General features: G+C 72.6%; 25 protein-coding genes. 19 read left to right on the top strand and 6 right to left on the bottom strand.

Translation table 11 applies throughout. From position 1 onward, the window contains the following. Positions 1-11: 11 nt before the first annotated feature. The 7 genes from ACWD0F_RS45590 to ACWD0F_RS45560 all read left to right on the top strand — a co-directional run bounded on the left by ACWD0F_RS45590 (position 12) and on the right by ACWD0F_RS45560 (position 7,036). On the top strand, positions 12-1,049 hold the full coding sequence (locus ACWD0F_RS45590) for an Lrp/AsnC family transcriptional regulator (protein ID WP_449888421.1): 1,038 nt from the start codon (positions 12-14) through the stop codon (positions 1,047-1,049). Beyond that, positions 1,046-1,933, top strand: coding sequence for a polysaccharide deacetylase family protein (locus tag ACWD0F_RS45585; protein WP_449888419.1), 888 nt, complete (start codon positions 1,046-1,048; stop codon positions 1,931-1,933). Before ACWD0F_RS45590 ends, ACWD0F_RS45585 begins: the two co-directional genes overlap by 4 nt. Continuing rightward, the gene (locus tag ACWD0F_RS45580) at positions 1,930-3,225 is read left to right on the top strand and encodes an MFS transporter (RefSeq protein ID WP_449888417.1); all 1,296 of its coding nucleotides are present in this window, start codon (positions 1,930-1,932) and stop codon (positions 3,223-3,225) included. Before ACWD0F_RS45585 ends, ACWD0F_RS45580 begins: the two co-directional genes overlap by 4 nt. Further along, positions 3,222-4,019 carry an SDR family NAD(P)-dependent oxidoreductase gene (locus ACWD0F_RS45575; RefSeq protein WP_449888414.1) on the top strand — a complete coding sequence of 266 codons (798 nt, stop codon included), beginning with the start codon at positions 3,222-3,224 and terminating at the stop codon, positions 4,017-4,019. The genes ACWD0F_RS45580 and ACWD0F_RS45575 overlap by 4 nt, the downstream gene beginning before the upstream one ends. After that, positions 4,016-5,020 carry a ketopantoate reductase family protein gene (locus tag ACWD0F_RS45570; protein ID WP_449888412.1) on the top strand — a complete coding sequence of 335 codons (1,005 nt, stop codon included), beginning with the start codon at positions 4,016-4,018 and terminating at the stop codon, positions 5,018-5,020. Before ACWD0F_RS45575 ends, ACWD0F_RS45570 begins: the two co-directional genes overlap by 4 nt. Further along, positions 5,017-6,186, top strand: coding sequence for a M20 family metallopeptidase (locus tag ACWD0F_RS45565; RefSeq protein WP_449888409.1), 1,170 nt, complete (start codon positions 5,017-5,019; stop codon positions 6,184-6,186). Before ACWD0F_RS45570 ends, ACWD0F_RS45565 begins: the two co-directional genes overlap by 4 nt. An 88-nt stretch (positions 6,187-6,274) precedes the next feature. Next, positions 6,275-7,036, top strand: coding sequence for a TSUP family transporter (locus ACWD0F_RS45560; RefSeq protein WP_449888407.1), 762 nt, complete (start codon positions 6,275-6,277; stop codon positions 7,034-7,036). 73 nt (positions 7,037-7,109) lie between these two features. On the opposite strand, the gene ACWD0F_RS45555 is transcribed toward ACWD0F_RS45560, so the two are convergent. Continuing rightward, positions 7,110-8,246 (bottom strand): MFS transporter, encoded by a 1,137-nt coding sequence (locus tag ACWD0F_RS45555; RefSeq protein WP_449888405.1) that lies wholly within the window; start codon positions 8,244-8,246, stop codon positions 7,110-7,112. After that, entirely contained in the window at positions 8,243-8,974 is a 732-nt protein-coding gene (locus ACWD0F_RS45550) for a DeoR/GlpR family DNA-binding transcription regulator (protein ID WP_449888404.1), read from the bottom strand. The genes ACWD0F_RS45555 and ACWD0F_RS45550 overlap by 4 nt, the downstream gene beginning before the upstream one ends. 65 nt (positions 8,975-9,039) lie before the next feature. Between ACWD0F_RS45550 and ACWD0F_RS45545 the strand changes: the two genes are divergently transcribed. Further along, a complete protein-coding gene (locus ACWD0F_RS45545) occupies positions 9,040-10,011 on the top strand; it encodes a helix-turn-helix transcriptional regulator (protein WP_449888402.1) in 972 nt (323 codons plus the stop codon). Between the two features lie 66 nt (positions 10,012-10,077). Next, the gene (locus ACWD0F_RS45540; RefSeq protein ID WP_080040151.1) at positions 10,078-10,290 is read left to right on the top strand and encodes a hypothetical protein; all 213 of its coding nucleotides are present in this window, start codon (positions 10,078-10,080) and stop codon (positions 10,288-10,290) included. Positions 10,291-10,333: 43 nt separating this feature from the next. Here ACWD0F_RS45540 and ACWD0F_RS45535 read toward each other — a convergent pair whose 3' ends face one another. After that, entirely contained in the window at positions 10,334-11,212 is an 879-nt protein-coding gene (locus ACWD0F_RS45535; RefSeq protein ID WP_449888399.1) for an SCO6745 family protein, read from the bottom strand. Between the two features lie 32 nt (positions 11,213-11,244). Between ACWD0F_RS45535 and ACWD0F_RS45530 the strand changes: the two genes are divergently transcribed. After that, positions 11,245-11,814, top strand: coding sequence for a CGNR zinc finger domain-containing protein (locus ACWD0F_RS45530; RefSeq protein WP_449888396.1), 570 nt, complete (start codon positions 11,245-11,247; stop codon positions 11,812-11,814). A 51-nt stretch (positions 11,815-11,865) separates the two neighbouring features. After that, complete coding sequence (locus ACWD0F_RS45525; protein ID WP_449888394.1) at positions 11,866-12,336, top strand: pyridoxamine 5'-phosphate oxidase family protein; 471 nt, start codon at positions 11,866-11,868, stop codon at positions 12,334-12,336. A 228-nt stretch (positions 12,337-12,564) separates the two neighbouring features. Here the strand turns inward: ACWD0F_RS45525 and ACWD0F_RS45520 are convergent, their stop codons facing one another. Further along, positions 12,565-13,326 (bottom strand): SDR family NAD(P)-dependent oxidoreductase, encoded by a 762-nt coding sequence (locus ACWD0F_RS45520; RefSeq protein ID WP_449888392.1) that lies wholly within the window; start codon positions 13,324-13,326, stop codon positions 12,565-12,567. A 173-nt stretch (positions 13,327-13,499) separates the two neighbouring features. Here ACWD0F_RS45520 and ACWD0F_RS45515 point away from each other — a divergent pair, with 173 nt between their 5' ends. The 3 genes from ACWD0F_RS45515 to ACWD0F_RS45505 all read left to right on the top strand — a co-directional run bounded on the left by ACWD0F_RS45515 (position 13,500) and on the right by ACWD0F_RS45505 (position 18,354). Then, positions 13,500-14,540, top strand: coding sequence for a LacI family DNA-binding transcriptional regulator (locus ACWD0F_RS45515; protein ID WP_449888390.1), 1,041 nt, complete (start codon positions 13,500-13,502; stop codon positions 14,538-14,540). 84 nt (positions 14,541-14,624) lie between these two features. After that, a complete protein-coding gene (locus ACWD0F_RS45510; RefSeq protein WP_449888389.1) occupies positions 14,625-15,947 on the top strand; it encodes a lanthionine synthetase LanC family protein in 1,323 nt (440 codons plus the stop codon). A 97-nt stretch (positions 15,948-16,044) separates the two neighbouring features. After that, positions 16,045-18,354: a HelD family protein gene (locus tag ACWD0F_RS45505; protein WP_449888387.1), complete on the top strand. Its 2,310-nt coding sequence runs from the start codon at positions 16,045-16,047 to the stop codon at positions 18,352-18,354. A gap of 88 nt (positions 18,355-18,442) precedes the next feature. Here ACWD0F_RS45505 and ACWD0F_RS45500 read toward each other — a convergent pair whose 3' ends face one another. Further along, positions 18,443-18,889, bottom strand: coding sequence for a MarR family winged helix-turn-helix transcriptional regulator (locus tag ACWD0F_RS45500; protein ID WP_449888385.1), 447 nt, complete (start codon positions 18,887-18,889; stop codon positions 18,443-18,445). Positions 18,890-18,993: 104 nt separating this feature from the next. Between ACWD0F_RS45500 and ACWD0F_RS45495 the strand changes: the two genes are divergently transcribed. Further along, on the top strand, positions 18,994-22,224 hold the full coding sequence (locus tag ACWD0F_RS45495; protein ID WP_449888383.1) for an efflux RND transporter permease subunit: 3,231 nt from the start codon (positions 18,994-18,996) through the stop codon (positions 22,222-22,224). A gap of 156 nt (positions 22,225-22,380) precedes the next feature. After that, on the top strand, positions 22,381-23,811 hold the full coding sequence (gene purB / locus ACWD0F_RS45490) for an adenylosuccinate lyase (RefSeq protein WP_449888382.1): 1,431 nt from the start codon (positions 22,381-22,383) through the stop codon (positions 23,809-23,811). Positions 23,812-23,830: 19 nt separating this feature from the next. Here purB and ACWD0F_RS45485 read toward each other — a convergent pair whose 3' ends face one another. Then, on the bottom strand, positions 23,831-24,466 hold the full coding sequence (locus ACWD0F_RS45485; RefSeq protein WP_449888380.1) for a TetR/AcrR family transcriptional regulator C-terminal domain-containing protein: 636 nt from the start codon (positions 24,464-24,466) through the stop codon (positions 23,831-23,833). A gap of 92 nt (positions 24,467-24,558) precedes the next feature. Between ACWD0F_RS45485 and ACWD0F_RS45480 the strand changes: the two genes are divergently transcribed. The 3 genes from ACWD0F_RS45480 (at position 24,559) to ACWD0F_RS45470 (ending at position 26,875) form a co-directional block, all read left to right on the top strand. Beyond that, on the top strand, positions 24,559-24,783 hold the full coding sequence (locus ACWD0F_RS45480; protein ID WP_449888378.1) for a hypothetical protein: 225 nt from the start codon (positions 24,559-24,561) through the stop codon (positions 24,781-24,783). Then, positions 24,783-25,742 (top strand): quinone oxidoreductase family protein, encoded by a 960-nt coding sequence (locus tag ACWD0F_RS45475; RefSeq protein ID WP_449888376.1) that lies wholly within the window; start codon positions 24,783-24,785, stop codon positions 25,740-25,742. The genes ACWD0F_RS45480 and ACWD0F_RS45475 overlap by 1 nt, the downstream gene beginning before the upstream one ends. 146 nt (positions 25,743-25,888) lie before the next feature. Next, entirely contained in the window at positions 25,889-26,875 is a 987-nt protein-coding gene (locus tag ACWD0F_RS45470; protein WP_449888373.1) for a DUF4037 domain-containing protein, read from the top strand. Positions 26,876-26,986: the final 111 nt, after the last annotated feature.

Raw genomic sequence — 26,986 nt, 5'->3', positions numbered from 1 at the left:
CGTCAGTAAGCATGGCAGTCATGCAAGAAGCCGTCCAAGCCGATGAGCTGGACCGCGCGATCGTCGCGGCCCTCCAGCTCAACGGGCGGGCCCCCTGGAGCCTCGTCGCCCGTCTCGTCGGCGCGAGCGAGTCCACCGTGGTCCGCCGCGCCACCCTGCTCGCCGAGAACGGCCTGCTGCGCGTCATCGGCGTCGTCGACGTGCTGCGCTGCGGGCTCGGCGTGCCGGTGCTGAGCCGCTTCCGCTGCCGGCCCGGCACCACCTACGACGTCGCCGCCGCCGTCGCCGACCGGCCCGAGGCCCGGTTCGTCGCGGTGGTGTCCGGCAGCGCGGACTGCGTGGCCGAGTTCGTCGTGCCCACCCACGCCGCGATCGGGCGGGTGATGGTCGCCGACGTGCCCGGCGGGGAGCGGGTCACCGAGAGCGAGACGCACGCGGTGATCCGCACGTTCGTCTCCAACCACGACTGGAACCCGGGCGTGCTGGACCAGCGGGCCACCGCCGAGCTGCGCGACGCCGCCGAGCCGCCGTTCGAGGACCACTTCAGGGGCGAGGCCACCGAGCGGCTGGACGAGCTGGAGCTGGCGATCGTGCGCGCGCTCGGCGAGGACGGGCGGATGTCGTACAAGGCGCTGGCCCAGCGCGTCGGCGCCAGCGAGTCCACCGCCAAGCGGCGGGTCGAGTCGCTGGTGCGCCGCGGCTGCCTGCGCTTCCGCACCCTCACCGAGCCCGAGGTCCTCGGCTACGCCGTGGAGTTCATGATGTGGCTGGAGGTCGAGCCCGGCCTGCTGGAGCGGGCCGGGCAGCAGCTCGCCGCGCATCCCGGCACCCGCTACCTGTCGGCCACCACCGGACGCTTCAACCTCGCCGGGCAGGTGGCGCTGCGCCACTACGGCGACCTGTTCCGCTACCTGACCGACGACGTCGGCTCCCTGCCCGGGCTGCGGGCCGCCGACGTCACCCTCCAGCTCACCACGCTGAAGCGGGCCTGGGTCCCCACCCCGTCCGCACGCCCCCAGACGGCCCCCGCACGAACGGAGACACCATGACCGAACAGCAGCCCTGGCAGTGGGACGAGCAGACCTGGCGCGCCCATGTCGGCCGGGTGCGCGCGGGCCGCAGCCTGCGCCCGGCGTCGTGGCCCGGCGGCGCCCGCGTCGCCGTCGCCCTCTCCTTCGACTCCGACCACGAGACGATCCCCCTGCGTGACGGTGAGACCCGGCCGGGCAAGCTCGCCCAGGGCGAGTACGGCGCCCGGGTCGGCGCGCCGCGCGTCCTGCGCCTGCTGGAGCGCTACCGCATCCCGGCCTCGTTCTTCATGCCGGCGGTGTCGGCGCTGCTGCACCCCGGCGAGGTCCGCGACTACGTCGCCGCCGGTCACGAGGTCGCCATGCACGGCTGGATCCACGAGCGCAACATGACGCTCGACCCGGCCGACGAGCGCGACCTGGCCCTGCGCGCCGCCGACACCCTGGAGAGGCTGGGCGGAGTGCGCCCGGTCGGCATCCGCACGCCGTCGTGGGACTTCTCCGACCACACCCTGGCCATCACCCGCGAGCTCGGCCTGCGCTACGACTCCTCGCTGATGGCCGACGACGAGCCGTATGAGCTGCTGGCCGACGGCGAGCCCACCGGCATCGTGGAGATCCCGGTCGAGTGGATCAGGGACGACGCGCCGTACCTGATGATGGAGCGCTACGCGTCGTTGCGGCCGTACACGCCGCCGCGCGACGTGATCGGCATCTGGCGCGACGAGTTCGACGCCGCGTACGCCGAGGGCGGGCTGTTCCAGCTCACCATGCACCCGCACATCATCGGCCACCGCTCCCGCATGACGGCGCTCGCCGAACTGCTCGACCACGTCGCCGCCCACGAGGGCGTCTGGTACGCCACCCACGCCCAGATCGCCGAGTACGTCCTGGAGCAGTCATGACCGCCACCACCGCGACCACCGTCTCCACGCGGCTGACGCCCGCCCAGCGCAAGGCCATCGTCGCCGGCGCCATCGGCAACACCGTCGAATGGGTGGACTGGGCGATCTACACGACGTTCGCCTCCGTGTTCGCCAGTCAGTTCTTCCCCCAGGGCGACGACACCGCGAGCCTGCTGTCCACGCTGGCCGTCTTCGCCGTCGGCTTCCTCATGCGCCCCATCGGCGGCGCCATCCTCGGCGCCTACGGCGACCGCCACGGCCGCAAGAAGGGCATGACGCTCACCATCTCGCTGATGGCGGCGGCGTCGTTCGTGATCGCCATCTGCCCCTCCTTCGAGACCATCGGCGTCGCAGCGCCCATCGTGCTGGTGCTGGCCCGGCTGGTGCAGGGGTTCTCGGCGGGCGGCGAGTTCGGCACGTCGTCGGCGTTCCTGGTGGAGTCGGCGGCGCCCGGCCGGCGGGCGTTCGCCGGATCCTGGCAGCAGGTGTCGGTGGGCGGCGGCGTGCTGATCGCCTCGGCGTTCGGCGCCGTGCTCACCTCGACGCTGGACGAGGCCGCGCTGCAGAGCTGGGGCTGGCGGATCGCGTTCGTGCTCGGCGGCCTGCTCGGGCTGATCGGCCTGTGGTTGCGGGTGTCGGTGCCGGAGACCGAGGCGTTCGCCAAGGTCGAGTCGTCCGGCCGCAAGCGCGCCAACCCGCTGGTCACGATGTTCAAGGAGCACCCGAAGGCGGCGCTGCGGGTGGCGGGCGTGACCATCGCGGGAACGCTGCTCTACTACATCTGGGTCAGCTACATGCCGACGTACGCCCACCTCGACACCGGCATCCCGCTCAACCAGGCGCTGCTCGCCAACACCATCGCGGTGCTGGTGTTCCTGATCCTGCTGCCGTTCGGCGGGCTGCTGTCGGACCGGATCGGGCGCAAGCCGACGATGCTCGCGTTCGCCGCCGGGTTCCTGGTGCTGGCCTGGCCGGCCTTCCAGTTCCTCGACGGCGGGTTCGGCTCGCTGCTCGTCATCGAGATCATCGGCATGGTGTTCATGGTCGGCTACTCCGCCAACTGCGCCGTCATCATGGCCGAGCAGTTCCCCGCCGAGGTGCGCACCACCGGGATCGGGCTGCCGTACGCGCTGGCCGTGGCCGTCTTCGGCGGCACCGCCCCGTACGTCACCACCTGGCTCAGCTCCAACGGCTACCGCGACCAGGTCTGGATCTACGTGGCGGCGGCCGCCGCCGTCGGCGTCCTGGTCTACGCCACCATGCCAGAAACCAAGGGAAAGGAACTGACGTGACAGCGCACGTGCTGGTCACCGGCGCGGCCAGCGGCATCGGCGCCGGGGTCTGCGAGTTGTTCGCGACCGCGGACGGCGCCCGCGTGACCGCGGACGGCGCCCGCGTGACCGCGGTCGACGTACGGGCCGAGGCTCTGTCCGAGCTGGCCGGCAAGCTGGGCGCGCACCCCATCGCGGCCGACCTGGCCGACGAGCGGGCCGCCGGAGAGCTGGTGGAGCGCGCCTGGCAGGCGAACGGCCCCGTGGACGTCGTGGTCAACGCGGCCGGCATCTACCCGGCGACGCCGTTCCTGGAGATGACGGCCGCGCAGTGGGACCGGGTGCAGCACGTCAACGTGCGCGCGCCGATGCTGATCACCGCCGCGTTCGGGCGGGCCTGCGCCGCGAGCGGCCGCGGCGGCTCGGTGGTGAACATCGCCTCCGGCGCCGCCTTGCGCGCCCGCCCCGGCGCGGCCCACTACTGCACGTCGAAGGCGGCGCTGGAGATGCTCACCAAGGCCGCCGCCGTCGAGCTCGGCCCGATCGGCGTCCGCGTCAACGCGGTCAGCCCCGGGTTCGTCACCGTGGACAGCGACGCCAACCCCGTCACCGAGGAGTACGCCGCCGCCGTCTCGGCCAACCCGCTGGGCCGCCGCGGCCTGCCGCCGGACGTGGCCGCGGCGGTGCGCTGGCTGGCCGGCGCCGAAGCCGGCTGGGTGACGGGCGCGGTGTTGCGCGTGGACGGAGGGGCATCGGCGGGCACCACCGCCCTGCCCCTGCACTGGACGGGAACGAGCGAGGTACAGCAGGCATGAGCGACACGAGCGGATACACGATCGTCGGTGGCGGGGCCATCGGCGGGACCATAGCCTTCCACCTGGCGAAGGCCGGGCACGACGTCGCGCTCATCGACGCCGACCCCGCGCACGTCGAGGCCGTCAGGAAGAGCGGGCTGAGGTTGCGGCGGGCCGGCGGCGACGAGAGCGTCCAGGTCCGCGCCGCCACCCCGGCCGAGGTGGATGGGCCGCTGCACCGGGTGCTGCTGTGCGTCAAGGCGCAGGCCACCGACGGGGCGGCCGCCTGGATCGCGCCCCGGCTGGCGCCCGGCGGCTACGTCGTGTCGGTGCAGAACGGGCTCAACGAGCAGCTCATCGCCTCCTACGTGGGCGAGGAGCGCGTCGTGGGCGCGTTCGTGAACATCTTCGCCGACGTGGCCGAGCCCGGCGTGATCAAGGACGGCGGGGCCGGCGCGTTCGTGATCGGGGAGCTGGACGGCTCTACCAGCGCTCGTGTCGCCGCGCTGGTGGCCGACCTCGCCCCGCTCGGCGCCCAGGCGACCGCGAACGTCGGCGGCTACCTGTGGTCCAAGCTGGGATTCGGCGCCATGCTGAGCGCGACCGCGCTGGCCGACGCGCCCATGGCCGATCTGATCGACCGGCACCGGCCGCTGATGCACGCCCTGGTGGCCGAGGTGTTCGCGGTGGCCGGGGAGCGGCCGCTGGAGTCTTTCGACGCCTTCACCCCCGCCGCCTACCTGCCCGGGACGGCGCGCGAGGCGCGGGAGGCGGCGACCGATCGGCTCACCGCCTGGCTGCGTACCCAGCCCAAGGACCGCAGCGGCATCTGGCGCGACATCGCCGTCCGGCACCGGCCGGTGGAGGTGCACGACCACTACCGGCCCGTCTTCGCCGAGGCCGGCGCGGCCGGGGTGGCGACGCCGCTGCTGGGCGGCATGCTCGCCAAGCTGGCCGAGGTGGAAACCGGGCGTACGCCCATGAGCGAGGATCATCTCAGCGACTTGGAGGCCACCCTGTGAAGACCGAAGACCTGCGCGCCTGGATCGAGGACCACCGCGCCGAGCTGCTCGCCGACCTGTCCGCTTATGTCGGCCTGGAGACTCCCAGCAACGACAAGGCGCTGCTCGGCGCGGGCCTGGACTGGCTGGACGGCTACCTGGAGGCCCGCGTCGGCGCGCCCGCCGCCACCCGCCTCGTCCCCGGCGGCGCGTACGGCGACATCCGCGTCAACGACTACCCCGGCCAGGGGGGCGAGCCGGTCCTCGCGCTGGCCCACTACGACACCGTGTGGCCCGCCGGCACGCTCGCCACCTGGCCCTTCACCGTCGAAGGCGACCGGGCCACCGGACCCGGCGTGTTCGACATGAAGGCGGGCCTGATCCAGCTCGTCTGGGCGCTGCGCGCGCTGGAGGCCGCCGGGCTGCCCCGCCCGCCGCTGCGGTTGCTGCTCAACGGCGACGAGGAGATCGGCAGCCCCGCTTCCCGGCCGCTGATCGAGGAGGCGGCCGGAGCGGCGGCGGCGGTGCTGGTGTTCGAGGCGAGCGCGGACGGGGCGCTGAAGACCGAGCGCAAGGGCGTCGGCATCTTCCGCCTGACCTTCACCGGGGTCGAGGCGCACGCCGGACTCGAACCGGCCAAGGGCGCCAGCGCCATCGACGAGCTGGCCAGGGCGGTGCGCGTGCTGCACGATCTCACCGACCTGACCGCCGGCACGACGGTGAACGTCGGGATCGTCTCGGGCGGCACGGGGACGAACGTGATCGCCGGCTCGGCCCGCGCCGAGGTGGACGTGCGCGTTGCCAGCCAGGGCGAGGCCGCCCGTGTGGACACGGCCCTCGCCGCCCTGCGCCCGCACGACCCGCGCGCCTCGATCGAGGTGAGCGGCGGCTGGAACCGGCCCGTCATGGAGCGCTCGCCCGGCACCGGCCTGCTGTTCGAGCGGGCCCGCGTCGTGGCCGCCGAGCTGGGTGTCGACCTGCGCGAATGCTCGGTCGGCGGAGCCAGCGACGGCAACTTCGCCGCCGCACTCGGCCGGCCCGTCCTGGACGGGCTGGGCGCGGTGGGCGCGGGCGCGCACGCGCGTCACGAGCACGTCAGCGTGGACGGCCTGGTCGAACGGGCCGCCCTCACCGCCGCGCTCCTCACCGCGCTGGCGGCTGATGCCGGGGTGGCGGAACCCGCCTGAAGCCCGAACTGATGCCGGGGTGGCGGAACCCGCCTGAAGTCTGACTTGTACACTCCAGGGGTTTCTTGGGGGATATCGGGGGAGTGGCGTGCCGCTGGAGCAGGTCCTCGTGCTGCTGTTCGCGGCGGCGGGCGCGGGGTGGATCGACGCCGTCGTGGGCGGTGGCGGGCTGTTGCAGCTCCCCGCCGTCATGATGACCGGGATGCCGCCCGTGGAGGCGATGGCCACCAACAAGTTGTCCTCGGTGTTCGGCACCACGTCGGCGGCCGTGGCCTACGCGCGCTCCACCAAGGTGGACCGGGACGTCGCGCTGCCCGGCGCGGCGCTGGCCGTGCTGTGCGCGGGCCTGGGCGCGTGGGCGGCGGCGGCGATCTCGGCCGAGGTGCTGCGCCCGGCCGTCATGGTGGTGCTGCTCGCCGTCGCCGCGTTCGTGACGCTGCGGCCCGCGATGGGCGCCGTGCCGATGCCGCACCTGCGCACCCGTCCCCGGGTGGCCGCCGCGGTGGTGACGGCCGGCGTCGGGATCGCGTTCTACGACGGCATCATGGGTCCTGGCACGGGAACGTTCCTGATCATCGCCTTCACCACCATTCTCGGGCTCGACTTCGTCGCGGCCTCCGCCTCAGCGAAGATCATCAACATCGGCACCAACCTGGGCGCGCTGGCGGTGTTCGCGGTGCAGGGGCACGTGCAGTGGGCGCTGGGGCTGAGCATGGCCGTGTGCAACGTGGCCGGTGCCCAGCTCGGCGCCCGGATGGCGCTCAAGCGGGGCACCGGCTTCGTCCGGATCGTGCTGCTGTGCGTGGTGGCGGCCATGGTGGTCAGGCTCGGCTGGCAGCAGTTCGGCTGAGCGGCCCGGTCAGGCAGGATCGGCCGGACAGGCCGGCCGGATCAAACAGGCGGGGTCAAGCAGGCCGGGCCGGTCAGGCGACCGGCGTACGGGTGCGCAACGCCGGGGCGGCGAGCGCCACGAACGCGGCCAGCACCGCCGGAATGGCCAGCGCCCTGGGCAACCCCATCAGCTCGGCGGCGCCCCCGATGAACACCGGCCCCGACAGGAATCCCAGATATCCGATCGCGGCCACCCGCGCCAGCGCCCGCCCCGCGAACGCCGGATCGCGATGCCCGGCCGCCGAGAACACCTGCGGCACGATGCACGACAACCCCGCTCCGAAGCAGGCGAACCCGGCCACTCCCGCGACCGGATGGCCGCCGAGCAGCGCCAGCCCGAGCCCCAGGGCCGCCAGCAGCCCGCAGCAGCGCACCAGCGGCACCGGCCCGAACCTGGCCGCCAGCCGGTCGCCCGCCAGCCGCCCCGCCGTCATCATGACGGAGAACGCGGCGTACCCGGCCGCGGCGAACCCCGGCGAGGCCGCCAGGTCCTCGTGCAGGTAGACCGAGCTCCAGTCGGCCGCCGCGCCCTCGCCCACCAGGCAGCACAGCGCCAGCACCCCGAGGAACACGATCCCCTTCGGCCGCCCGGCCCGCCCGGCGGCGGCGTGCGCCGGCGCGGGCGCCTGGCGCAGCGCCCACCGGGCCGCCCACACCGCGAGCACCGCGATGAGCGCCCCCACCGTCAGGAACGTGGCCGAGGGCGGCAGCGCGGCGTGCGCGAACAGCCCGCCCGCCGTCGCCCCGGCGAACCCGCCGATGCTGTAGACGGCGTGGAAGGAGGACATGATCGGCCGCCCGGCGGCCCGTTCGACCTCGACGGCGTTGGCGTTCATGGCCACGTCGAGTATGCCGTGCACGATCCCGAACGCCAGCAGCGTCCCCGCCAGCAGCGCCAGGTCCGGCGCGTAGGCGGGCGGCACCAGGACCACGCCCTGCAGCAGGGCGGCCGGGATCATGACACGGCTGCTGCCGTAGCGGTCGACCAGGCGGCCGACGGCCGTCATGCCGATGACGGCCCCGGCCGCGATGGCCAGCAGGGCGAGGCTGAGCTGGCCGTCGCCGAGCCCGAGGTGCTCCTTGATGGCGGGGATGCGGGCCGTCCAGGTGCCGATGGCGGCACCGGCCAGGAAGAACAGCAGATAGACGGCCGTACGTTCGCGCCTCATGCGGCCAGCCTGACCGCTACGCCCGCCGCCACCAGCGCGTCGCGCTCCTCGCGCGGTATGCCGGCGTCGGTCACCACCACGTCCAGCCGCGAGATGGGGCAGACCGCGCCGAACGCCGTGCGCGCGAACTTGCCCGAGTCGCAGGCCACGATCACCCGCCGGGCCGAGGCGATGGCCGCCTGCTTGACCGCGACCTCGGGCAGGTCGTGCGCGGTCAGCCCGTGCTCGGCCGACAGGCCGCAACAGCCGATCACCGCGGTGTCGAAGCGCAGCGCCTTGATCGAGCTCTCGGCGAGCGGCCCCATGACGTTCAGCTCCCCCTGGCGGACCTCGCCGCCGGGCAGCACGAGCCGTACGCGGGGCGCCGCCGCCAGCATCGACACCGACTGCAGCGCCAGCGGCAGCACGGTCACCCGGCGGCCGAGCAGCGCGCGGGCGACCTCCAGCGCGGTCGTGCCGCCGTCGAGCAGCACCGCCTCGCCGTCGGCGATCAGCGCGGCCACCTCCGCGCCGATGCGCCTCTTGGCCTCCACCGCCTCCCGTTCGCGCACGCCGAACGGCGGCTCCTCGCCGCGCAGCAGCAGCGACAGCGCGCCCCCTCTGACCCGGCGCACCACGCCCTGCTGGGCCAGCTCGTCCAGGTCCCGCCTGATCGTCATCTCCGACACTCCATGCTCGGCCGCCAGCTCGGCGACCGACACGCTGTCCTGGGTACGTAACGCGCTCATAATGGCCAGAAAACGTTCCATGCGTTCAAATAAACACGCCAAATGTGCGCAATACAATGGGAAATATGCGTGCCAGCCGCCTGCTCTCCTTGCTTCTGCTCCTGCAGACACGGGTGCGCATGACCGCGCCCGAGCTGGCCGCCGAGCTGGAGGTGTCGGTCCGCACCGTCTACCGCGACGTGGAGGCGCTGTCGGCGGCCGGCATCCCCATCTACGCCGATCGGGGCCCGCTGGGCGGCTACCAGTTGCTCGACGGCTACCGCACCAGGCTCAACGGGCTGACGGCCCAGGAGGCCTCGTCGCTCTTCCTGGCGGGGCTGCCGGGCCCGGCGGCCGAGCTGGGGCTGGCCGAGGTGGCGGCCAACGCGGAGCTGAAGCTGCTGGCCGCGCTGCCGCCCGAGCCGCGCTCGCGCGCCTCGCGGATGCGCGAGCGCTTCCTGCTGGACGTGCCGAGCTGGTACCGCTCGGCCGACGACGTGCCGCATCTGAGCGAGGTGGCCGAGGCCGTGTGGTCGCAGCGGCCCCTGCACATGACCTACCGGCGCTGGGGGCGGCAGGAGGTCGATCGGGTGGTCCACCCCTTCGGGCTGGTGCTCAAGGGCGGGTCCTGGTACATGGTGGCCTCGCCCCCGGAGGGTGGTCCCCGTACCTATCGGGTCTCGCGCGTCCTGACCGTGGAGACGCTGCCCGGGCATTTCGCGCGGCCGGAGGAGTTCGATCTGAGCGCGTTCTGGCAGGTGTACGCCAAGGAGTTCCGCGAGAAGATGTACACCGGCGAGGCCGTCGTCAAGCTCGCCCCCGGCCGGGAGGAGCTGCTGGCGTACACGATGGGCGGCGAGGTCGTCGCCGCCGCGCTGGCCGCCGCGCCCGAGCCCGACCCGGAGGGGTGGCGCACGCTCACCGTGCCGGTCGAGTCGATCACCCACGCGCGCTGGCTGCTGCTGCGCATGGGGGCCGACGTCGAGGTGCTCGGGCCGCCGGAGCTGCGGGCGCTGATGGCCGAGGCGGTCACGGCGCTGGGCAAGATGTACGGATGATCCAGCCGCCGGGCCCGGCATCCGTCCCGAGAAGATCGGCGGGCGTCGCTGGACTACCTTTAGGGCATGACGAACGACCTGGCGACCCTCATGAGGCAGGCGCAGGACGACGATCCGCTGCTGGCCCTGCACGCGACGACCGCGCTGCGCCGCGAGATCGAGCGCCTGGAGGCGGTCCAGGTGCGGCGGGCGCGTGTCGCCGGGCTGGCCTGGGCCCAGATCGCCGACGCGATCGGGGTCAGCAAGCAGGCCGTGCACAAGAAGTACGGGCGCCGCTGACCGTGCGCCCGTGGTGCTCCCGGGTGGTGCGGTCCGAGGCGTTCTAGTCGGGCGCTTTGATGGTGGTGATGCCGAGGGTGCTGGTCATCGGCAGGATCCCGGCCCCGAAGACCGCGCCGAGGAACGGGGAGGCGAGCTGGACCAGCCGTCCGGCGCGGTCGGCGCCGAGCAGCCGCCAGGGCTGCGCGGCCAGCTCGTCCGTCATCCGCTCGACCTGGTCGCGCAGCGCCCGGCCCTGCTCGGTGGCCTGACCGCCGGAGTCCACCAGGCCGCGTGCGGCGAGGCGCTCCTGGGCGGCGGCCCACTCCTGCTCGCTCCAGCCGCGCCCGGCGAAGTTCGCCACCGGCGCGGCGCCGACCGCGGCGAACGACACCAGCGACTCGCAGCCGTCCAGGTCCGCGGCCAGCAACGCGGCCAGGTGACCGTCTCCGCGGTGCTCGCGCAGCACGGTCGCGGCCTGCCACAACACCAGGTGCGGCTCCTGCGGCCAGGGCAGGTCCAGGTTCGCCGCGGTGAACGGCCGCCCGGCCACGCTCACGCTCTCGGCGGCCCGCCTGGCCAGCTCGGCCGCCTCCCGCGCCTCCGGCCCGGCCACCTGCTCTCCGAGCAGGTGACGGTAGGTCCGGTCGACCGCCTCAAGCCGCGCCTCCAGCACCCGCTCCGGCGAGGCCACCTTCCACACCTCGGGCACGTGCGCGGCGATCGTCTCGGGGCTGAAGCTGTAGTAGGCCGCCGTGGCCAGCCGCGTGCCGGCCCGCCCGAGCGGCGCCGTGCGATAGGCGAAATAGCTGGGCCAGCGCGACTCGACGTCGTAGCCGAGCGCCGCGGCCGTCTCGAACGCCTGGGGCGAGAAGTACAGCGCGGCGTGGATCGGTTCGAGCTGGTGCCACATCTGGCGGGCAAGTCTGGACGCTTCACTCACGAGAACCCTCACTATCTAGATAAGCTTTGCCAGTGACGATAGAGGCCTGGCGCATCACTGGTCAAACCCAAATAGACAGTTATGTCGGGAGGTGGGCGGAGCTGGCCGTCATCCTGGTGAACGAGCTGGCCGTCCTCCAGGTCCGGGGCCGCACCGTCGAGCCGCCCGCCGACCGCAAGGCGGCGATCGAGGCGGCGTTCGTCCGTAAGGGCTGGACGCCCAGCCGCGCGCTGACCGCCGCCGACGCCGACCGTCTCGCGGACGTGGCCGCCGAGCTCCGCCCCGCCTTCGCCGGCGCGCCGGCCGCGCTCAACGAGTCGCTGCGACGTCACGCCGCCGTCCCCAACCTGCACGGCGACCCGCCCGTCCTGGCCTTCCACACCTCGGACGCGAGCCTCGTCGACGCCTGGGCCGCCGACGCGGGCACGGCGCTGGCCATGGTGGTCGGGGTGGGGCAGGGGGTGCGGTTGCGCTCGTGCGAGGCGGGCGGATGTGAGCTGGTGTTCTTCGACGTCACCCGGAACGCTTCGCGGCGCTTTTGCGGGCTGTCCTGCCAGAACCGCGCCAAGGCCAGCGCCTACCGCGCCCGCCACCGCACCTGACCCGTCCCGGGCTTCCGGATTCTGTCGGTGCCGCCGGACATGATGGGCGCCATGGCTTCATGGCAGGAGTTCGACCGGCAGGCGCCGGAGCTCGCGGGGGTGGCGCGGCGCCTGATGGACGCGCGCAAGCACAAGGTGCTGGCGACGTTGCGCAAGGACGGGTCGCCGCGGGTCAGCGGCACCGAGACGATCTTCAAGGACGATGAGCTGTGGACGGGCTCGATGGCGGGCGCGGTCAAGGCGCTCGACCTGCGGCGAGATCCCCGGATGGCCGTCCACGTGACCTCGGCGGACCCCGAGGACTCCGATCCGTCCGCATGGGAGGGCGATCTCAAGCTGACCGGGCGGGCGGTGGAGATCCTCGATGAGGAGGTGCTGGCGTCGTTCGGGCTGCCCGGCACCGGCTCGCACCTGTTCCGGATCGAGCTGACCGAGGCGGTGTGGACGAGGGTCGAAGGCGACGAGCTCGTCATGGACACCTGGATCGAGGGGGTGGGGGCACGCCAGATCCGCCGCAAGTGATCTACAATGTAAAGGCGCCCGGCTCGGTGCAACCACCGCCGCCGCCGCCTCCAACGGCTCCAGCGAGGCGCCGGAGCCGGGTCGGCCCTGGCCCTCGGGAATCCGTCAGCGCCTTCGGCGGCAGCGGTTGCACCGAGCCGGCGGTGGTGATCGCCATGAGCGCGGGGGTGGTCATGGCGGGCTGTGTTCCCGGGTGCGCGGGGTCTGATGTCTCACCAGAGCCGTCCCTTAGTGGACGGCGAAACCGCCGTCGACGAAGAGCATCTGGCCGGTGACAAACGCGGAGGCGTCACCGGCCAGGAAGACGGCGGCTCCGGCGAAGTCCTCGGGCAGGCCGTTGCGCCGGACCATGTGACGGGCGGCGAGGGCTTCGACGCGGCCGGGGATGGCCTGGGCCGGCTCGGTCAGCGGCGTCAGCACGAATCCGGGGATGATCGTGTTGACGCACACGCCGCTGGGCGACCAGGCTTCGGCCTGCGAGCGGGTCAGGCCGGCGACGGCGGCCTTGGCGGCGCCGTACACACCGCTGTCGCCGAACGCGCTGACGGACTGCTGCGAGCCGACGTTGATGATGCGTCCCCAGCCGCGGCCGGCCATCGCGGGCCCGAAGTGCTGGCCGAGCAGGTAGGGGGCGGTGAAGTTGACGGCGATGGTGTGCTCGTAGTCGTCGTCGGTGAGGTCGGCCATGGGCTTGCGGATGTTGTTGCCGGCGTCGTTGACGAGGATGTCGATGTCGCCCGCCGTGGCGCAGACGCGCTGGACGTCGGCGCGGGAGCCGAGGTCGGCGCTGATCCGGGAGGCGGTGACGCCGTGCGAGCGCAACCGGCCGACGGCCTTGTCGAGTTCGCTCTCGCGGCGGGCGACGAGGACGACCTCGGCGCCGGCGCGTCCGATCGCCTCGGCCATGAGCAGTCCGATGCCGGAGCTGCCGCCGGTCACGAGCGCACGCCGGCCGTCCAGGGAGAAGAGTTCCCGCAGGTAGTCAGACACGACCTGAAAAGCTAGCATCCCGCCCGCCCCGGAGTTCGCCCGCCCCGGAATGGGGAACGATTTCCGGCTTTGGCGGGGTGTTTCGCGGGGTGGGCGCGGCGGGTGGCGGGCAACGTTGCCCGCGCCGGGCGGGTGGCTCGTACAATCGGCACGTCCAACGGAGAGGCGGGCGGATGAGCACGCGCGAACGGCGGCGGCGGGTGACGATCGCCGATGTGGCGCGGCACGCGGGAGTGTCCACCACCGCGGTGTCGAAGGTGCTGCGCAACGCCTACGGGGTCAGCGCCGCCATGCGCGACCGCGTGAAGGCCGCCATCGACGAGCTCGGCTACCGCCCGCATGCCGCCGCCCGGGCGATGCGCGGGCGCACGTACACGATCGGGGTGTTGCTCCCCGACCTGCGCAACCCGTTCTTCCCGGACATCCTCGACGGCCTGTACGAGCAGCTCGCCGGCACCGACTACCAGGTGATCATCGTCACCGGCGGCCCCGACGCGAAGGCGGAGACGCGGGCGATCGACGCGCTGGTGGACCGGCAGGTGGACGGTGTGCTCATGGTGGCGCCGCGGGTGGCGCGGGCCCGGCTGGAGGACGTCGCGTCGGGGTTGCCGACCGTGGTGCTCGGCCCGCACGAGAAGTCGGCGCTGTACGACGCGGTCCTGGACGACGACGAGACGGGGGCCGAGGCGGTGGTCCGGCACCTGATCGGGCTGGGGCACCGCCGGATCGCGCACATCGGGCACCATGAGGAAACCCGGCGGCGGGCGGCGGTGATGTTGCAGACGATCAGGGCGGCGACGTACGAGCGGGTGATGCGCGAGCACGGGCTCGCGGATGAGATCGCGGTGGCGACGACCTCCTACAGCGAGGAGGGCGGCTACCGGGGGGCGCGCGAGCTGCTGGCCCGGTCGCCGCGGCCGACGGCGATCTTCGCGGGGGCCGACCTGGCGGCGTTCGGGGCGCTCACGGCGCTGCACGAGGCGGGGCTCACGGTGCCGGACGACGTGTCGCTGGCCGGCTATGACAACACGCGCCTGGCCGCGCTGTCGAACATCTCGCTGACCAGCGTGGACCAGGACGGCGACGTCATGGGGCGGACGGCCGGGCGGCTGCTGCTGGAGCGCATCGAGGGGCGGACGTCGTCGGTGCGCTTCTCGGTCACCCCGACGCTGGTGCCGCGCCGCTCCACCGGCCCGCCCCCGCCGCAGGCGTAGCCGAGGGGTGCCGCCCGGTTGGCGGGCGGGGGCGGCTGGGGGAGAATGTGAGGTTCTTCGCTGTGTCGTGCGACGAGGGTGATCATGAGCGTGGAACGCACCCGTTCCGGTGCCGAGCGGTCGGACGGTGACCCGTTGCGCGCCGCGGTCGGGGCCGCGCGCTGGATCAGGAGCGCGGCGACCGGCGGCGCCGGGGCCCGGCGCTGGCTGGCCAACCCGGACGCGAGCGGCCGGTCGGCGCTGGCTCCCGAGCCCGCCTCCCTGTACGCCGGCGCGCCCGGCATCGTGCTGTTCTTCCTGGAGCTGGCGGCGGCCACCGGCGACGACGGTTATCTGGAGGACGCGCGTGCCGGCGTGCGGTATCTGGCGTCGGCGTGGCGGGAGACCGGGGACGTGACGTTCCATCACGGGCTGGCCGGCATCGCGGTGGCGTTGTGCGAGGCGGGGTGGGTGCTGGGCGACGGCGACGGCGAGGAGGCGGCGTCGGGGGCGCTGGAGCGGGTGGCGCGGGCGGCGCGCCCGATGGAGGGCGGCCCGGGGTGGTCGGGCGATCCGGCGCTGCGCGGCGACGGCGGGGTGGTGCTGGCGTTACTGCACGGCGCGTCGATGCTGGGCGTGGCGTCGTTCGCGGACCTGGCGGTGGAGGCGGGCGCGCGGGCGGCGCGGCTGGCGGTGCCGGGGCATCGGTTCGGCGACTGCCCGAACCTGCCGCGGGACGCGGTCACGCCGGGTTTCCTGATGGGTACGGCCGGGACGGCGTTCGTGCTGGCCCGTCTGTACGGGGTGACGGGTGAGGCGGAGTTCCTGGAGGCGGCTCGCCGGGGCGCGGCTTTCGTCCGGGCGGTGAGCGTGGTGGCGGGGCGGTGCGCGTGGGTGCCGCACCATCTGCCGCAGGGCCGGGGCCTGCACTATCTCGGGTTCTGCTCGGGATCGGCGGGGGTGGCGCGGATGTTCTGCGAGCTGTACCGGGTGGCGGGCGACGCCGCCGACCTGGAGTGGGCGGAACTGCTGGCGGGCGGGGTGCTGGCCAGCGGGGTGCCGGGCCGCCGGGTGGCGGGGTTGTGGGACACGGCCTGCCAGTGTTGCGGCGTGGCGGGGCTGGTGGAGCTGTTCACGGGGTTGTGGGCGGTGACGGGGCGGGCGGCGTACCTGGAGTTCGCCGGACGGCTGGGCGCGGACCTGGCCGGGCGGGCCAGCGGCGGCGGTGGGGGGCTGCGCTGGTATCAGGCCTATCGCCGGTCGCGGCCGGGTGAGGTGAGCGCGGACACCGGTTACATGGCGGGTGCGGCGGGCATCGGGGCGGCGCTGCTGCATCTGGAGGCGACGGCGCGGGCGCGGCGCATGATCCTGCTGCCGGACAACCCGTTTCCCTGCATCGCGGCACCGGCGGGAAAGCCGCCCGGTTAGCGGGGTTTGCGCCCGAGGCGGTGGAGGGCTAAGCTCGAATATCCACCCTCAAAATGGTCGAGTTTTCACAGCACTCCTGATAGGAGTATAACACCGAATGGCTAATCGTCAAGAAGGTCTTGCGGGAGCCCTTGACGCCGAGCAGCGCGCCGTGGCGTGGCTGTACGGCCGGCTCGACATCGCCAGGGAGCGGGCGCGGGCGGCGCTGCGCGAGGTGCACGGCAGGAGCGGTGGCACCCGTCAGGCGATGGTCGAGCGCGATGCGCTGGCCTCGGAGCAGGCGCGGCGGCTGGGGCAGCTCGGCGCGGTCGAGCGGGGCCTGTGCTTCGGCCGCATCGACGACGGTGCGGGGCGCAGCACCTACGTCGGCCGGATCGGGCTGCGGGACGAGCGGCACGAGTCGGTGCTGATCGACTGGCGGGCGCCGGCGGCCCGGCCGTTCTATGTGGCGACGGCGACCGATCCGGGCGCCGTGGTGCGCCGCCGGCATCTGCATCTGAAGGACCGCCTGGTCGTCGGCATCGACGACGAGGTGTTCGACCTGGACGGGATGAGCGACGGCGATCGGCGCACGCTGGTGGGCGAGGCGGCGCTGCTGGCGGCGTTGCGGCGGGGCAGGACGGGCCGGATGGGCGACGTGGTGGCGACCATCCAGATCGAGCAGGACCGGGTGATCCGGGCTTCGTGGCAGGGGGCGCTGGTGGTGCAGGGCGGCCCGGGGACGGGCAAGACGGTGGCGGCGCTGCACCGGGCGGCGTACCTGCTCTACACCCACCGCGCCACGCTGGAGCGCCGCGGCGTGCTGGTGGTGGGCCCCCATCCGATGTTCCTGCGCTACATCGGCCAGGTGCTGCCCGCACTGGGTGAGACGCAGGTGGTGATGACCACGGTCGGCGAGATGTTCCCGGGGGTGCGGGCGAGCGCGGTGGACACCCCGGCGGCGGCGGTGGTCAAGGGCGACGTGCGGATGGCGGAGGTCGTGGCCGGCGCGCTGGCGCTGCGTCAGGGGGCGCCCGACGGCGACCTGGTGGTCGAGCTGGACGGGCTCGCGCTGCGGGTGCCGCGCGAGAGCTGCCTGCGGCTGCGTGAGCGGGCGCGGGCGGTGCGGCTGCCGCACAACATGGCGCGCAAGCTGTACGTGACCGAGATGCTCAAGGAGCTGGCCAGGGCGGAGGCGCGGGCGCTGGAGGAGTCGCTGCACATCGAGGAGCTGGTGATCGAGGACGAGCCGGAGTTGTCGGAGCCGCTCGACCTGGAGGGCGACCTGGACGAGCTCGATCTGGAGCTGGCCTCGGGGCGGTTGTGGGGCGAGCCGGTGGTGCGGGCGGCGGTGGAGGGGCTGTGGCCCGAGCTGACGCCGCAGCGGCTGATCGCCGAGCTGCTGTCGTCGTCCGCCACGTTGCGCTCGGTGGCGCCGGCGGGCCTTGCGTGGCGGGAGCTGCTGCGCCCGCCGGAGGCCGAGTGGACCGTGGGGGACGTGCCGCTGCTGGACGAGGCGGCCGAGCTGCTGGGTGCGGACGACTCGGCGCGGCGGGCGGCGCTGCGCGCGTCGCGGGAGGACTGGGCGGAGCGGGAGCTGTACGCCCAGGAGGTGCTGGAGTCGACCGGCATGCTGGAGGAGGGCATCTTCGACCGGGCCGACGTGCTGGCCGGGTGGCACGCCGACGACGACGACGGCCTGACGACGGCGGACCGGGCGGCGGCCGACCGCACGTGGGCCTACGGGCACGTGATCGTGGACGAGGCGCAGGAGTTGTCGCCGATGGCGTGGCGGATGGTGATGCGGCGGGTGCCGGCCAAGTCGCTGACGCTGGTGGGCGATCTGGCGCAGACGGGGTCGGCGGCGGGGGCGCGCTCGTGGGCCGAGGTGCTGGACCCCTACTTGGAGGGCCGGTGGCGGGAGGAGCGGCTGCTGGTCAACTACCGCACGCCGGTGGAGATCATGCGGGTGGCGGCCGACGTGCTGGCCGCGTTCGCGCCGGAGCAGCAGCCACCGGAGTCGGTGCGCGAGGGCGGCTCGCAGCCCCGGGCGGTGCGGATGCCGGTGGCGGGGCTGCCGGCGCTGGTGGCGGCCGAGCTGGCGGCGATCGGCGCGGAGGCCGGCACGGCGGAGGCCGGTGGGGGCGCCGGTGCGGGCCGGGTGGGGGTGGTGACGTCGGACGCGCGGCACGCGGAGGTGGCGCGGTTGTTCCCCGCGGCGGATCTGGACGCGCCGGTGGCGGTGCTGACGGTCGGGCAGGTCAAGGGGCTGGAGTTCGACGCGGTCGTGGTGGTGGATCCGGCGGGGATCGTGGCGCAGTCGCCGCTGGGCGGCCAGGACCTGTACGTGGCGGTGACGCGGGCGACGCGGCGGCTGACGGTGGTGCACGAGGACGGCCTGCCGGAGGCGCTGTCCCGCCTCGCTTAGAAATCTACAATGTAAAGGCGGCGGCTCGGGGGGGTGTGCCGCGAATCACCTCCGGAAAAACCCTCGCCGGCGAAACCCGGGCGGCGCGTCAGTCGTTGGACAGCTTGCCGGCGACCTCGCCGATGGTGCGGGTGACGTGGTCGAGGGCGCGGAGCGTCTCGGTGTCGAGGTGATCCATGATGCGGCGGTAGTGCCCCAGGCCGGCGTTGTTGATCTCTTCGATGAGGGCGGCGCCTTCGGGGGTGAGCTCGACCCGGCGGACGCGGCGGTCGTGGGGGTCCTCGTGGCGGCTGACGAGGCCGTGGGCGACGAGGCGGTCGACGATGCCGGTGACGGTGCCGAGGCCGACGCCGAGGTTGTGCGCGAGGTCCTGGCCGGAGGCGGAGCCGTCGGCGGCCAGGATCATGACGACCTTGAGCTGGCGCATGGTGAGGTTGGAGGTGAACAGGGGGGATTGGTGCTGGGCGAACAGTCGCCCCAGGCCGCGCTGGGCCTCGATGATCCGGCGGATCAGGTCTTCGCGTTCGTTGCTCACGCTCACCTCTCGCTTCCTGAGAAGGTTATCAGGAATGCTTGAGTGATCTAAATATTCGTATAAGGCAAAGTGTTAGTCTGGGGCGAACTCTTGGAGGGGAGCCTATGACCGCTTTCGCCCGGTTGAGCCTGGTCAACCGAACTCTTGTGATCTTGGTGGCGTTCGTGCTCACCGCCTTCGGCGCGTTCACGATCCCGCAGTTGAAGCAGCAGCTACTGCCTTCTCTTTCCTTCCCCGGCGCATTCGTGGTGGCGTCCTATCCTGGCGCCTCGCCGGAGATCATCGAGGACCAGGTCACCGGGCCGATCGAGGACTCCTTCCAGGGCTTGGCCGGGATGGAGCAGATGACCTCGACGTCGAAGGAGGGCCTGGCGCAGATCCAGGTGGCCTTCGAGTTCGGCACCGACATCGAGTCGTCGCTGAACAAGATGCAGCAGGCCATCGACGGCGTCCCGCTTCCTGACAACGTGGACCCGCAGGTGGTGGCCGGCAGCACCGATGACATCCCGGTGCTGGTGCTGGCGGTGGGCGACGGCGGTGACGAGCGGGCGATGGCCGACAAGCTGCGCCGGCTGATGGTGCCGGAGCTGCAGGCCGTGGAGGGTGTGCGGGAGGCGGCGGTCACCGGCACCCGTGACGAGGTCGTGACGATCGAGCCGGACGCCAAGAAGATGGCGGCGGCGGGCGTGTCGGCGGCGCAGATCCCCGAGGCGCTGAAGGCGAACGGCACGCCGATCCCGGCGGGCACGCTGACCTCCGACGGCAAGTCGCTGACGGTGCAGGTGGGCGCGCGGGTCGACTCGGTGGCCAAGCTGAAGGCGCTCTGGCTGACGCCCGCCCAGCAGGCCCCGCAGCAGACGCCACAGCAGACGCCACAGCAGGCGCGCCCGCAGACCGGCCAGCCGCAGAGTCAGGCGCAGGCGGCGCTGGCCGCGCAGCGGCAGGCGGCGGCGCCGAAGCCGCTCAAGCCGGTCCAGCTGGGTGACGTCGCGCAGATCACGCGCGGGCTGGCGAACTCGACGACGATCACGCGGACGGACGGCAAGACGAGCCTCGGCGTGTCGGTGACGATGGTGCCCGACGGCAACGCGGTGTCGATCTCGCACGAGATCCGGGACAAGCTGCCCGAGCTGACCAAGTCGCTGGGCGACTCCTCGGACACGGCGGTGTCGGTGGTGTTCGACCAGGCTCCGTACGTGGAGGAGTCGATCGAGAGCCTGACGACCGAGGGCCTGCTCGGGCTGATCTTCGCGGTGCTGGTCATCCTGGTGTTCCTGCTGTCGATCCGGTCCACGCTGGTGACGGCGGTGTCGATCCCGCTGTCGGTGGTGATCGCGCTGATCGTGTTGTGGGCCGGCGACTACTCGCTGAACATGCTGACCCTGGGCGCCCTGACGATCGCGGTGGGCCGGGTCGTGGACGACTCGATCGTGGTCCTGGAGAACATCAAACGCCATCTCGCCTACGGTGAGGCGAAGCTGCAGGCGATCCTGGCGGCGGTGCGCGAGGTGTCGGGCGCGGTGACGGCCTCGACGTTGACCACGGTGGCGGTGTTCGCGCCGATCGCGGTGGTGGGCGGCATGGTGGGCGAGCTGTTCAGCCCGTTCGCGGTCACGGTGGCGGTGGCGTTGCTGGCGTCGCTGGTGGTGTCGCTGACGGTGGTGCCGGTGCTGGCGTACTGGTTCCTGAAGGCGCCGGAGCTGACGCCGGAGGAGGCGCGCAAGCAGCGTGAGGTGGCCGAGGCCAAGGAGCTGCGCTCGCCGTTGACGCGGGCGTACCTGCCGGTGTTGCGGTTCGCCACGCGGTTCAAGCTGGTCACGGTGCTGATCGGGGTGGCGGTGTTCATCGGCACGATCGGCCTGGCCGGTGGGCTGCAGACGAACTTCCTGGACTCCTCCGGGCAGAACACGATCTCCTTGTCGCAGCGGATGCCGGTGGGCACCGATCTGGCGACCACCGATAAGGCCGCCCAGCAGGTGGAGGGTGTGCTGTCGGGCCTGGAGGGCGTGGAGACGTACCAGGTGAACGTGGGCGGCGGCAACGCCATGGGCGGTGGCGCGGTCGGCGGTGGTGCGGACCGGGCGTCGTACTCGGTGACGCTGAAGGAGGACGCCGACACGGCGAAGGTCGAGCAGGAGCTGCGGGACAAGATCGCGGGCCTGTCCGGGGCCGGTGAGGTGACCGTCGGCGGCTCCGGCGGAGGCGGTTTCTCCTCTGACACGATCGACGTGATCGTGCAGGCGCCCGACGCCGAGACGCTGCGGACGGCCGCCGAGTCGGTCACGGCGGCGATGGGCCAGGTGTCCGGGCTGCGTGACGTGTCCTCGAACCTGGAGGCCAGCGCGCCGCGGGTGGAGGTCGTGGTCGACCGGGAGGAGGCCGCCGAGCGGGGTCTGTCGGAGGCGCAGGTCGGTCAGGCGGTGGCGCAGGCGTTCCGCGGCGCGCCGCTGGGGCAGATCACGCTGGACGGCCGCACCAGTGACCTGGTGCTGCGCGGCGCGGACGCGCCGGACGACATCAAGGCGATCGAGGACCTGAAGCTGCCGACGGCGGCGGGTCTGGTCAAGGTGTCGTCGGTGGCGGATGTGCGCGAGGTGGCGGGGCCGACGCAGGTGTCGCGGATCGACGGCGAGCGCTCGGCCACGGTGTCGGCCAAGGCGGACGCGGCCGATCTGGGCAGCTTGACGCAGACGCTGACGACGAAGCTGGACGAGCTGAAGCTCGTCTCGGGCGCCACGTACGTGATCGGCGGGGCGTCGGCCGATCAGGCGGACGCGTTCGCCGATCTCGGGCTGGCGATGCTGGCCGCGATCGCGATCGTCTTCCTGATCATGGTGGCGACGTTCCGGAGCTTCATTCAGCCGCTGATCCTGCTGGTGTCGATCCCGTTCGCGGCCACGGGCGCGATCGGGTTGCTGGTGGCGACCGGTACGGCGATGGGCGTGCCGGCGTTGATCGGCATGCTGATGCTGATCGGCATCGTGGTGACGAACGCGATCGTGCTGATCGACCTGATCAACCAGTATCGCGAGCAGGGCATGGGCGTGGTGGAGGCGGTGATCGAGGGCGGCCGGCGCCGGTTGCGGCCGATCCTGATGACGGCCGTGGCCACGATCTGCGCGCTGACGCCGATGGCGCTGGGGGTGACCGGCTCCGGCGGGTTCATCTCGCAGCCGCTGGCGATCGTGGTGATCGGCGGGCTGATCTCCTCGACGCTGCTCACGCTGGTGCTGGTGCCGACGCTGTACACGGTGGTGGAGCGGGCGAAGGAGCGGATGCGGCGTAAGCCGGCCGCGCCGAAGCACGAGGCCAAGGTGCTGACGCCGGCGTCGTGACCGGTGGTGGATGAGCTGCGCCCGTACGGACTGTCCGTGCGGGCGCAGCCGTGTGCGCGGCCTCTTTCCGCCGGCGGTGCGGGGCGCCGCGCCAGTGCCGTGCTCGGGCGGGCTGCGTGCCTGGTGAGGCGCGGGGTGTGAATACACTTGTCCAACGTGACTTCCAAGCCGCGTATCCCTGATGTCCTGGCCGCTCGTTATGCCTCGCCGGAGCTGACCCGCCTGTGGTCCCCCGAGTACAAGATCGTCGCTGAGCGGCGGTTGTGGCTGGCGGTGTTGCGGGCGCAGGCCGAGCTGGGTGTGGCGGTGCCGGAGCAGGCGGTCGCCGACTACGAGAAGGTGGTCGAGCGGGTCGACCTGGAGTCGATCGCGGCGCGGGAGCGTGTCACCCGTCATGACGTGAAGGCGCGCATCGAGGAGTTCAACGCGCTGGCCGGGCACGAGCAGGTGCACAAGGGCATGACCTCGCGCGACCTGACCGAGAACGTCGAGCAGCTTCAGGTGCGTGACAGCCTGCTGCTGGTGCGCGACCGGGTGGTGGCGCTGCTGGCGCGGCTGGCGGAGCTGGCCGAGGAGCATGAGGCGACGGTGCTCGCGGGCCGTTCGCACAATGTGGCGGCGCAGGCCACGACGCTGGGCAAGCGGTTCGCGTCGGCGGCCGATGAGCTGCTGGTCGGCTACCGCCGGCTGGAGGAGCTGATCGGCCGTTATCCGCTGCGCGGGGTGAAGGGTCCGGTGGGCACCTCGCAGGACATGCTGGACCTGCTGGGCGGCGACCGCGGCAAGTTGGCGGAGCTGGAGGGGCGGGTGGCCGCCCATCTGGGGTTCGCGCACCGGTTCACCAGCGTGGGGCAGGTCTATCCGCGTTCGCTCGACTTCGAGGTCGTCACGGCGCTGGTGCAGCTCGCGGCGGCGCCGTCGTCGCTGGCCAAGACGATCCGGCTGATGGCCGGGCACGAGCTGGTCACCGAGGGGTTCAAGGAGGGCCAGGTCGGCTCGTCGGCGATGCCGCACAAGATGAACACCCGCTCGTGTGAGCGGGTCAACGGGCTGGCGGTGGTGCTGCGCGGTTATGCCTCCATGGTGGGCGAGCTGGCGGGCGACCAGTGGAACGAGGGCGACGTGTCGTGCTCGGTGGTACGCCGGGTGGCGTTGCCGGACGCGTTCTTCGCCTTCGACGGGCTGGTGGAGACGATGCTGACGGTGCTGGAGGAGTTCGGCGCGTTCCCCGCGGTGATCGCGGCCGAGCTGGGCCGTTACCTGCCGTTCCTGGCGACGACGAAGATGCTGATGGCGGCGGTGCGGGAAGGGGTGGGCCGCGAGCAGGCGCACGAGTTGATCAAGGAGCACGCGGTGGCGTCGGCGCTGGCGATGCGCTCGCGCGGCGCCGCGAACGAGGTGCTGGACCGGCTGGCCGCCGACGACCGGTTCCCGCTGGACCGCGAGCGGCTGGAGGCGCTGCTGGCCGACCGGGTGTCGTTCACGGGGGCGGCGGCCGACCAGGTGGAGGCGGTCTCGCGGCAGGTGGGCGAGATCGTGGCGGCGCATCCCGAGGCGGCCGCGTACCGTCCCGGCGCGATCTTGTGATGCCGCGTCCCCGGCCCCGCTATGGGGCGGGGGGCTGAGCCGCCGCCGCGGGGCCCTCGACGATCTGCTCCAGGCAGTCGCGGAACAGGTCGTCGACGGTGCGGCCGGGTTGGAAGTATTCGGCCACGCCGGCCACCACCGTGGGGTGTGTCTCGGCGAAGGTGGCCAGGTCGAAGCCGCTGAGTGCCTCGGTGTCGGGACGGGGAGCCTGCTCCTCCAGGACGTAGCCGACGGTGAAGCGCTCCACCGTGAAGACGATCAGGCGGGCCTGGCGCAGGGGGAGGCCGCGCGCTACCAGGGTGCTCATGGCCAGCTCGGAGATCGCGGCCATCTTGAGGGAGAGCTGGGAGATCGAGATGACGCGGGCGCCGTCCGGATGGGCGAGCAGCGCGCGGCGTAGCCGTTCGGCGAGGCCGATCAGCCAGTCCTGCCAGCGTTCGGCCGGCTCGGGTGGCGTCAGCTCGGGGAACTGCTGTTCGAGGATCGCCTCGGCGATCGCGGTGATCAGGGCCGCCTTGTTGGGGACGTGCCAGTACAGGGTGGGCGATTGCACGCCGAGCCGTGCGGCCAGTTTGCGCGTGGTCACGCCGTCGAGACCTTCGGCGTCCAGCAGGGCCACGGCCTCGGTGACGATCCGCTGTCTGTTCAGCGTCAATGTCGGTACCTCCCACGTCACTTTATCAGTGCTAGAGTCTCTCTATCGCTGATAGAGACGGCGATGCGTTCGTACGTCACAGGAGGGCGAAGATGACACGGCAACACTCGCTCCACGACCTGCTGCACGGGTTGACCCATCGCATTGCGGGGGTTCCCCCGCACGCCGAGCGGCCGGCCGGGCACCAGGGCACGGCCCGCCACCACCATCACCACGCGCGGCAGCAGCGCAGAGGGAACCACTCCTCAGCCCGTCCGCCGCGCGTACTGGTGACATGGCAGCGCCGGATCGCCGCCCTGTTCGGTCAGGAGCCGTGATGAAGGCGGCGGTGTTGCACGAGATCGGCGGCATCCCCCGGTATGAGGACTTCCCGGACCCGGTGGCCGGCGAGGGAGAAGTGATCATCGACGTGCGGGCGGTCGCCGTCGAGAACGTCGACAAGGCGATCGCGGCCGGCACGCACTACGCGAGCGAGAAGTTCGTCAGCAGGTTGCCGGTGATCCCCGCCTTCGACGGCATCGGCACGCTGCCTGACGGCACCCTCGTCGGGTTCGGCAATCCCCGCCTGCCCTACGGCGCGCTCGCCGAGAAGACCGTGGTGTCCGGCGACGCGTTCGTCCCGGTCCCCGCGGAGGTCGATCCGGCCGTGGCGACCGTGCTGGGCACGGCCATCACCGGCATGTCCATCAAGACCGCCGCGGGTTTCGTCGCCGGTGAGACGGTGCTGGTGCAGGGCGCGACCGGGGTCGCCGGGCGGCTCGCGGTCAAGGTGGCCCGGCTGCTCGGCGCCGGGCGGATCGTCGCGACCGGCCGCGACGACGACCAGTTGCGCGAGGTGGCGGCCATCGGCGCGGACGTGGTGATCAACACGGCGGTCTCCGACGATGAGCTGGCGCGGGCGTACACCGACGCCAGGGGCGACGGCTACGACGTCGTCGTGGACTATCTCTGGGGCCGGCCCACCGAGATCCTGCTGCGCTCGCTGGTCCCGAAGTCGTTCTCGTTCCCGAAGCCGACCCGCGTCATCCAGATCGGCGAGTCGGCCGGAACCGAGCTAGCCCTGGCCGCCGGGAGTCTGCGCACCTCCGGGGTCGAGATCTGCGGCGCGGCCAAGGGGCTCGGCCCGCAGACCATGCAGGAGGTGTACGGGCAGATCGTGCGGTGGGCGCAGTCCGGCGAGCTCACGTTCGAGGTGGAGAGGGTCCCGCTGAGCGACATCGAGACCGCTTGGCAGCGCACCGATCTCCAGGGCAGGCGGCTCGTCATCGTGCCGTGACCGGCGCGCCCCGCCGCGATAGCCGCAGGCGATCGCGGCGGGGAGAAAATCGGGTGAGGTTCCGGCGGCGCTGGGGCACAGTTGACGGCGTGATGTCCGACTTTGTGCCTGGTATCGAATTGTCCCAAGCCTTCTATGGTGAGGTGGTGGCGCCGTTGGTGTCCGGGGTGGTGCACAGTGCCGCGCTGGTCGGGCCGGGGTCGGAGGTGCTGGAGTTCGACACCGCCCGCTCGGCCGACCACGACTGGGGGCCGCGGGTGCTGCTGTTCGTGGCGGCGGAGGCGGTGGCCGAGGTGGAGGCGAAGGTGGCGGCGGGGCTGCCGGAGCGCTTTCGCGGGTATCCCACGGTGTTCGGCTACCACGGGCAGGTGCGGCCCGGGGTGACGGTCGCGGAGCCGGGGGCGTGGCTGAGGGAGCGGCTGGGGTTCGATCCGCGTGCGGGCGTGTCGCTGCTGGACTGGTTGTCGGTGCCGTGGCAGCGGCTGGCGGAGGTGACCAGCGGGCAGGTGTTCCATGACGGGCTCGGCGATGGCGGTCTGGAAGCGGTGCGGGCGGCGTTGCGCTGGTATCCGCAGGACGTGTGGCGCTATGTGCTGGCGTGTCAGTGGCGGCGGATCGCGCAGGAGGAGGCGTTCCCGGGCCGGTGCGGGGAGGTGGGCGACGAGCTGGGGTCGGCCGTGGTGGGGGCGCGGCTGGCGCGGGAGGTGATGCGGCTGGCGCTGCTCCTGCGCCGGCGCTATCCGCCGTACGCGAAATGGCTGGGCAGCGCGCTGGCGCGGATGCCGGGCTCGACCGAGCTGGGGGAATGCCTGGGGGCGGCGGTGGCGGCGCGGTCGTGGCGGGCTCGGGAGGAGGGCTTGTCGGGGGCGTACGCGCGGGTCGCCGCGTTGCAGAACCGTCTCGCGCTGGCGGAGCGGCTGGACGAGGGGCTGCGGGGGTTTCACGACCGGCCGTTCCGGGTGATCGGCGGGGACCGGTTCGCGGAGGCGTTGATGGCGTCGGTGTCGGATCCGGTGATCCGTGGCCTGCCGGTGACGGGGTGTGTGGATCAGTGGTCGGATTCGACGGATCTGCTGCTGACCCCGGGGCGGGCTCGGGTGGTGACGGCTTCGCTGCTCGGGCTGGTCGCTTAACGTGATCTACAATGTAAAGGGCGTCGGACGTGGGCATTTTTCAGCATGCTGAAAAATGCCCACCAAACCAAAAACGCAGCGGGGGGACGCGGTGCGGGTGGGGGGCCCCCG

This window comes from Nonomuraea sp. NPDC002799, from assembly GCF_053592075.1.
Note: the sequence above shows the minus strand (reverse complement) of the source record. Positions and strands in the feature narration are given on the sequence as shown.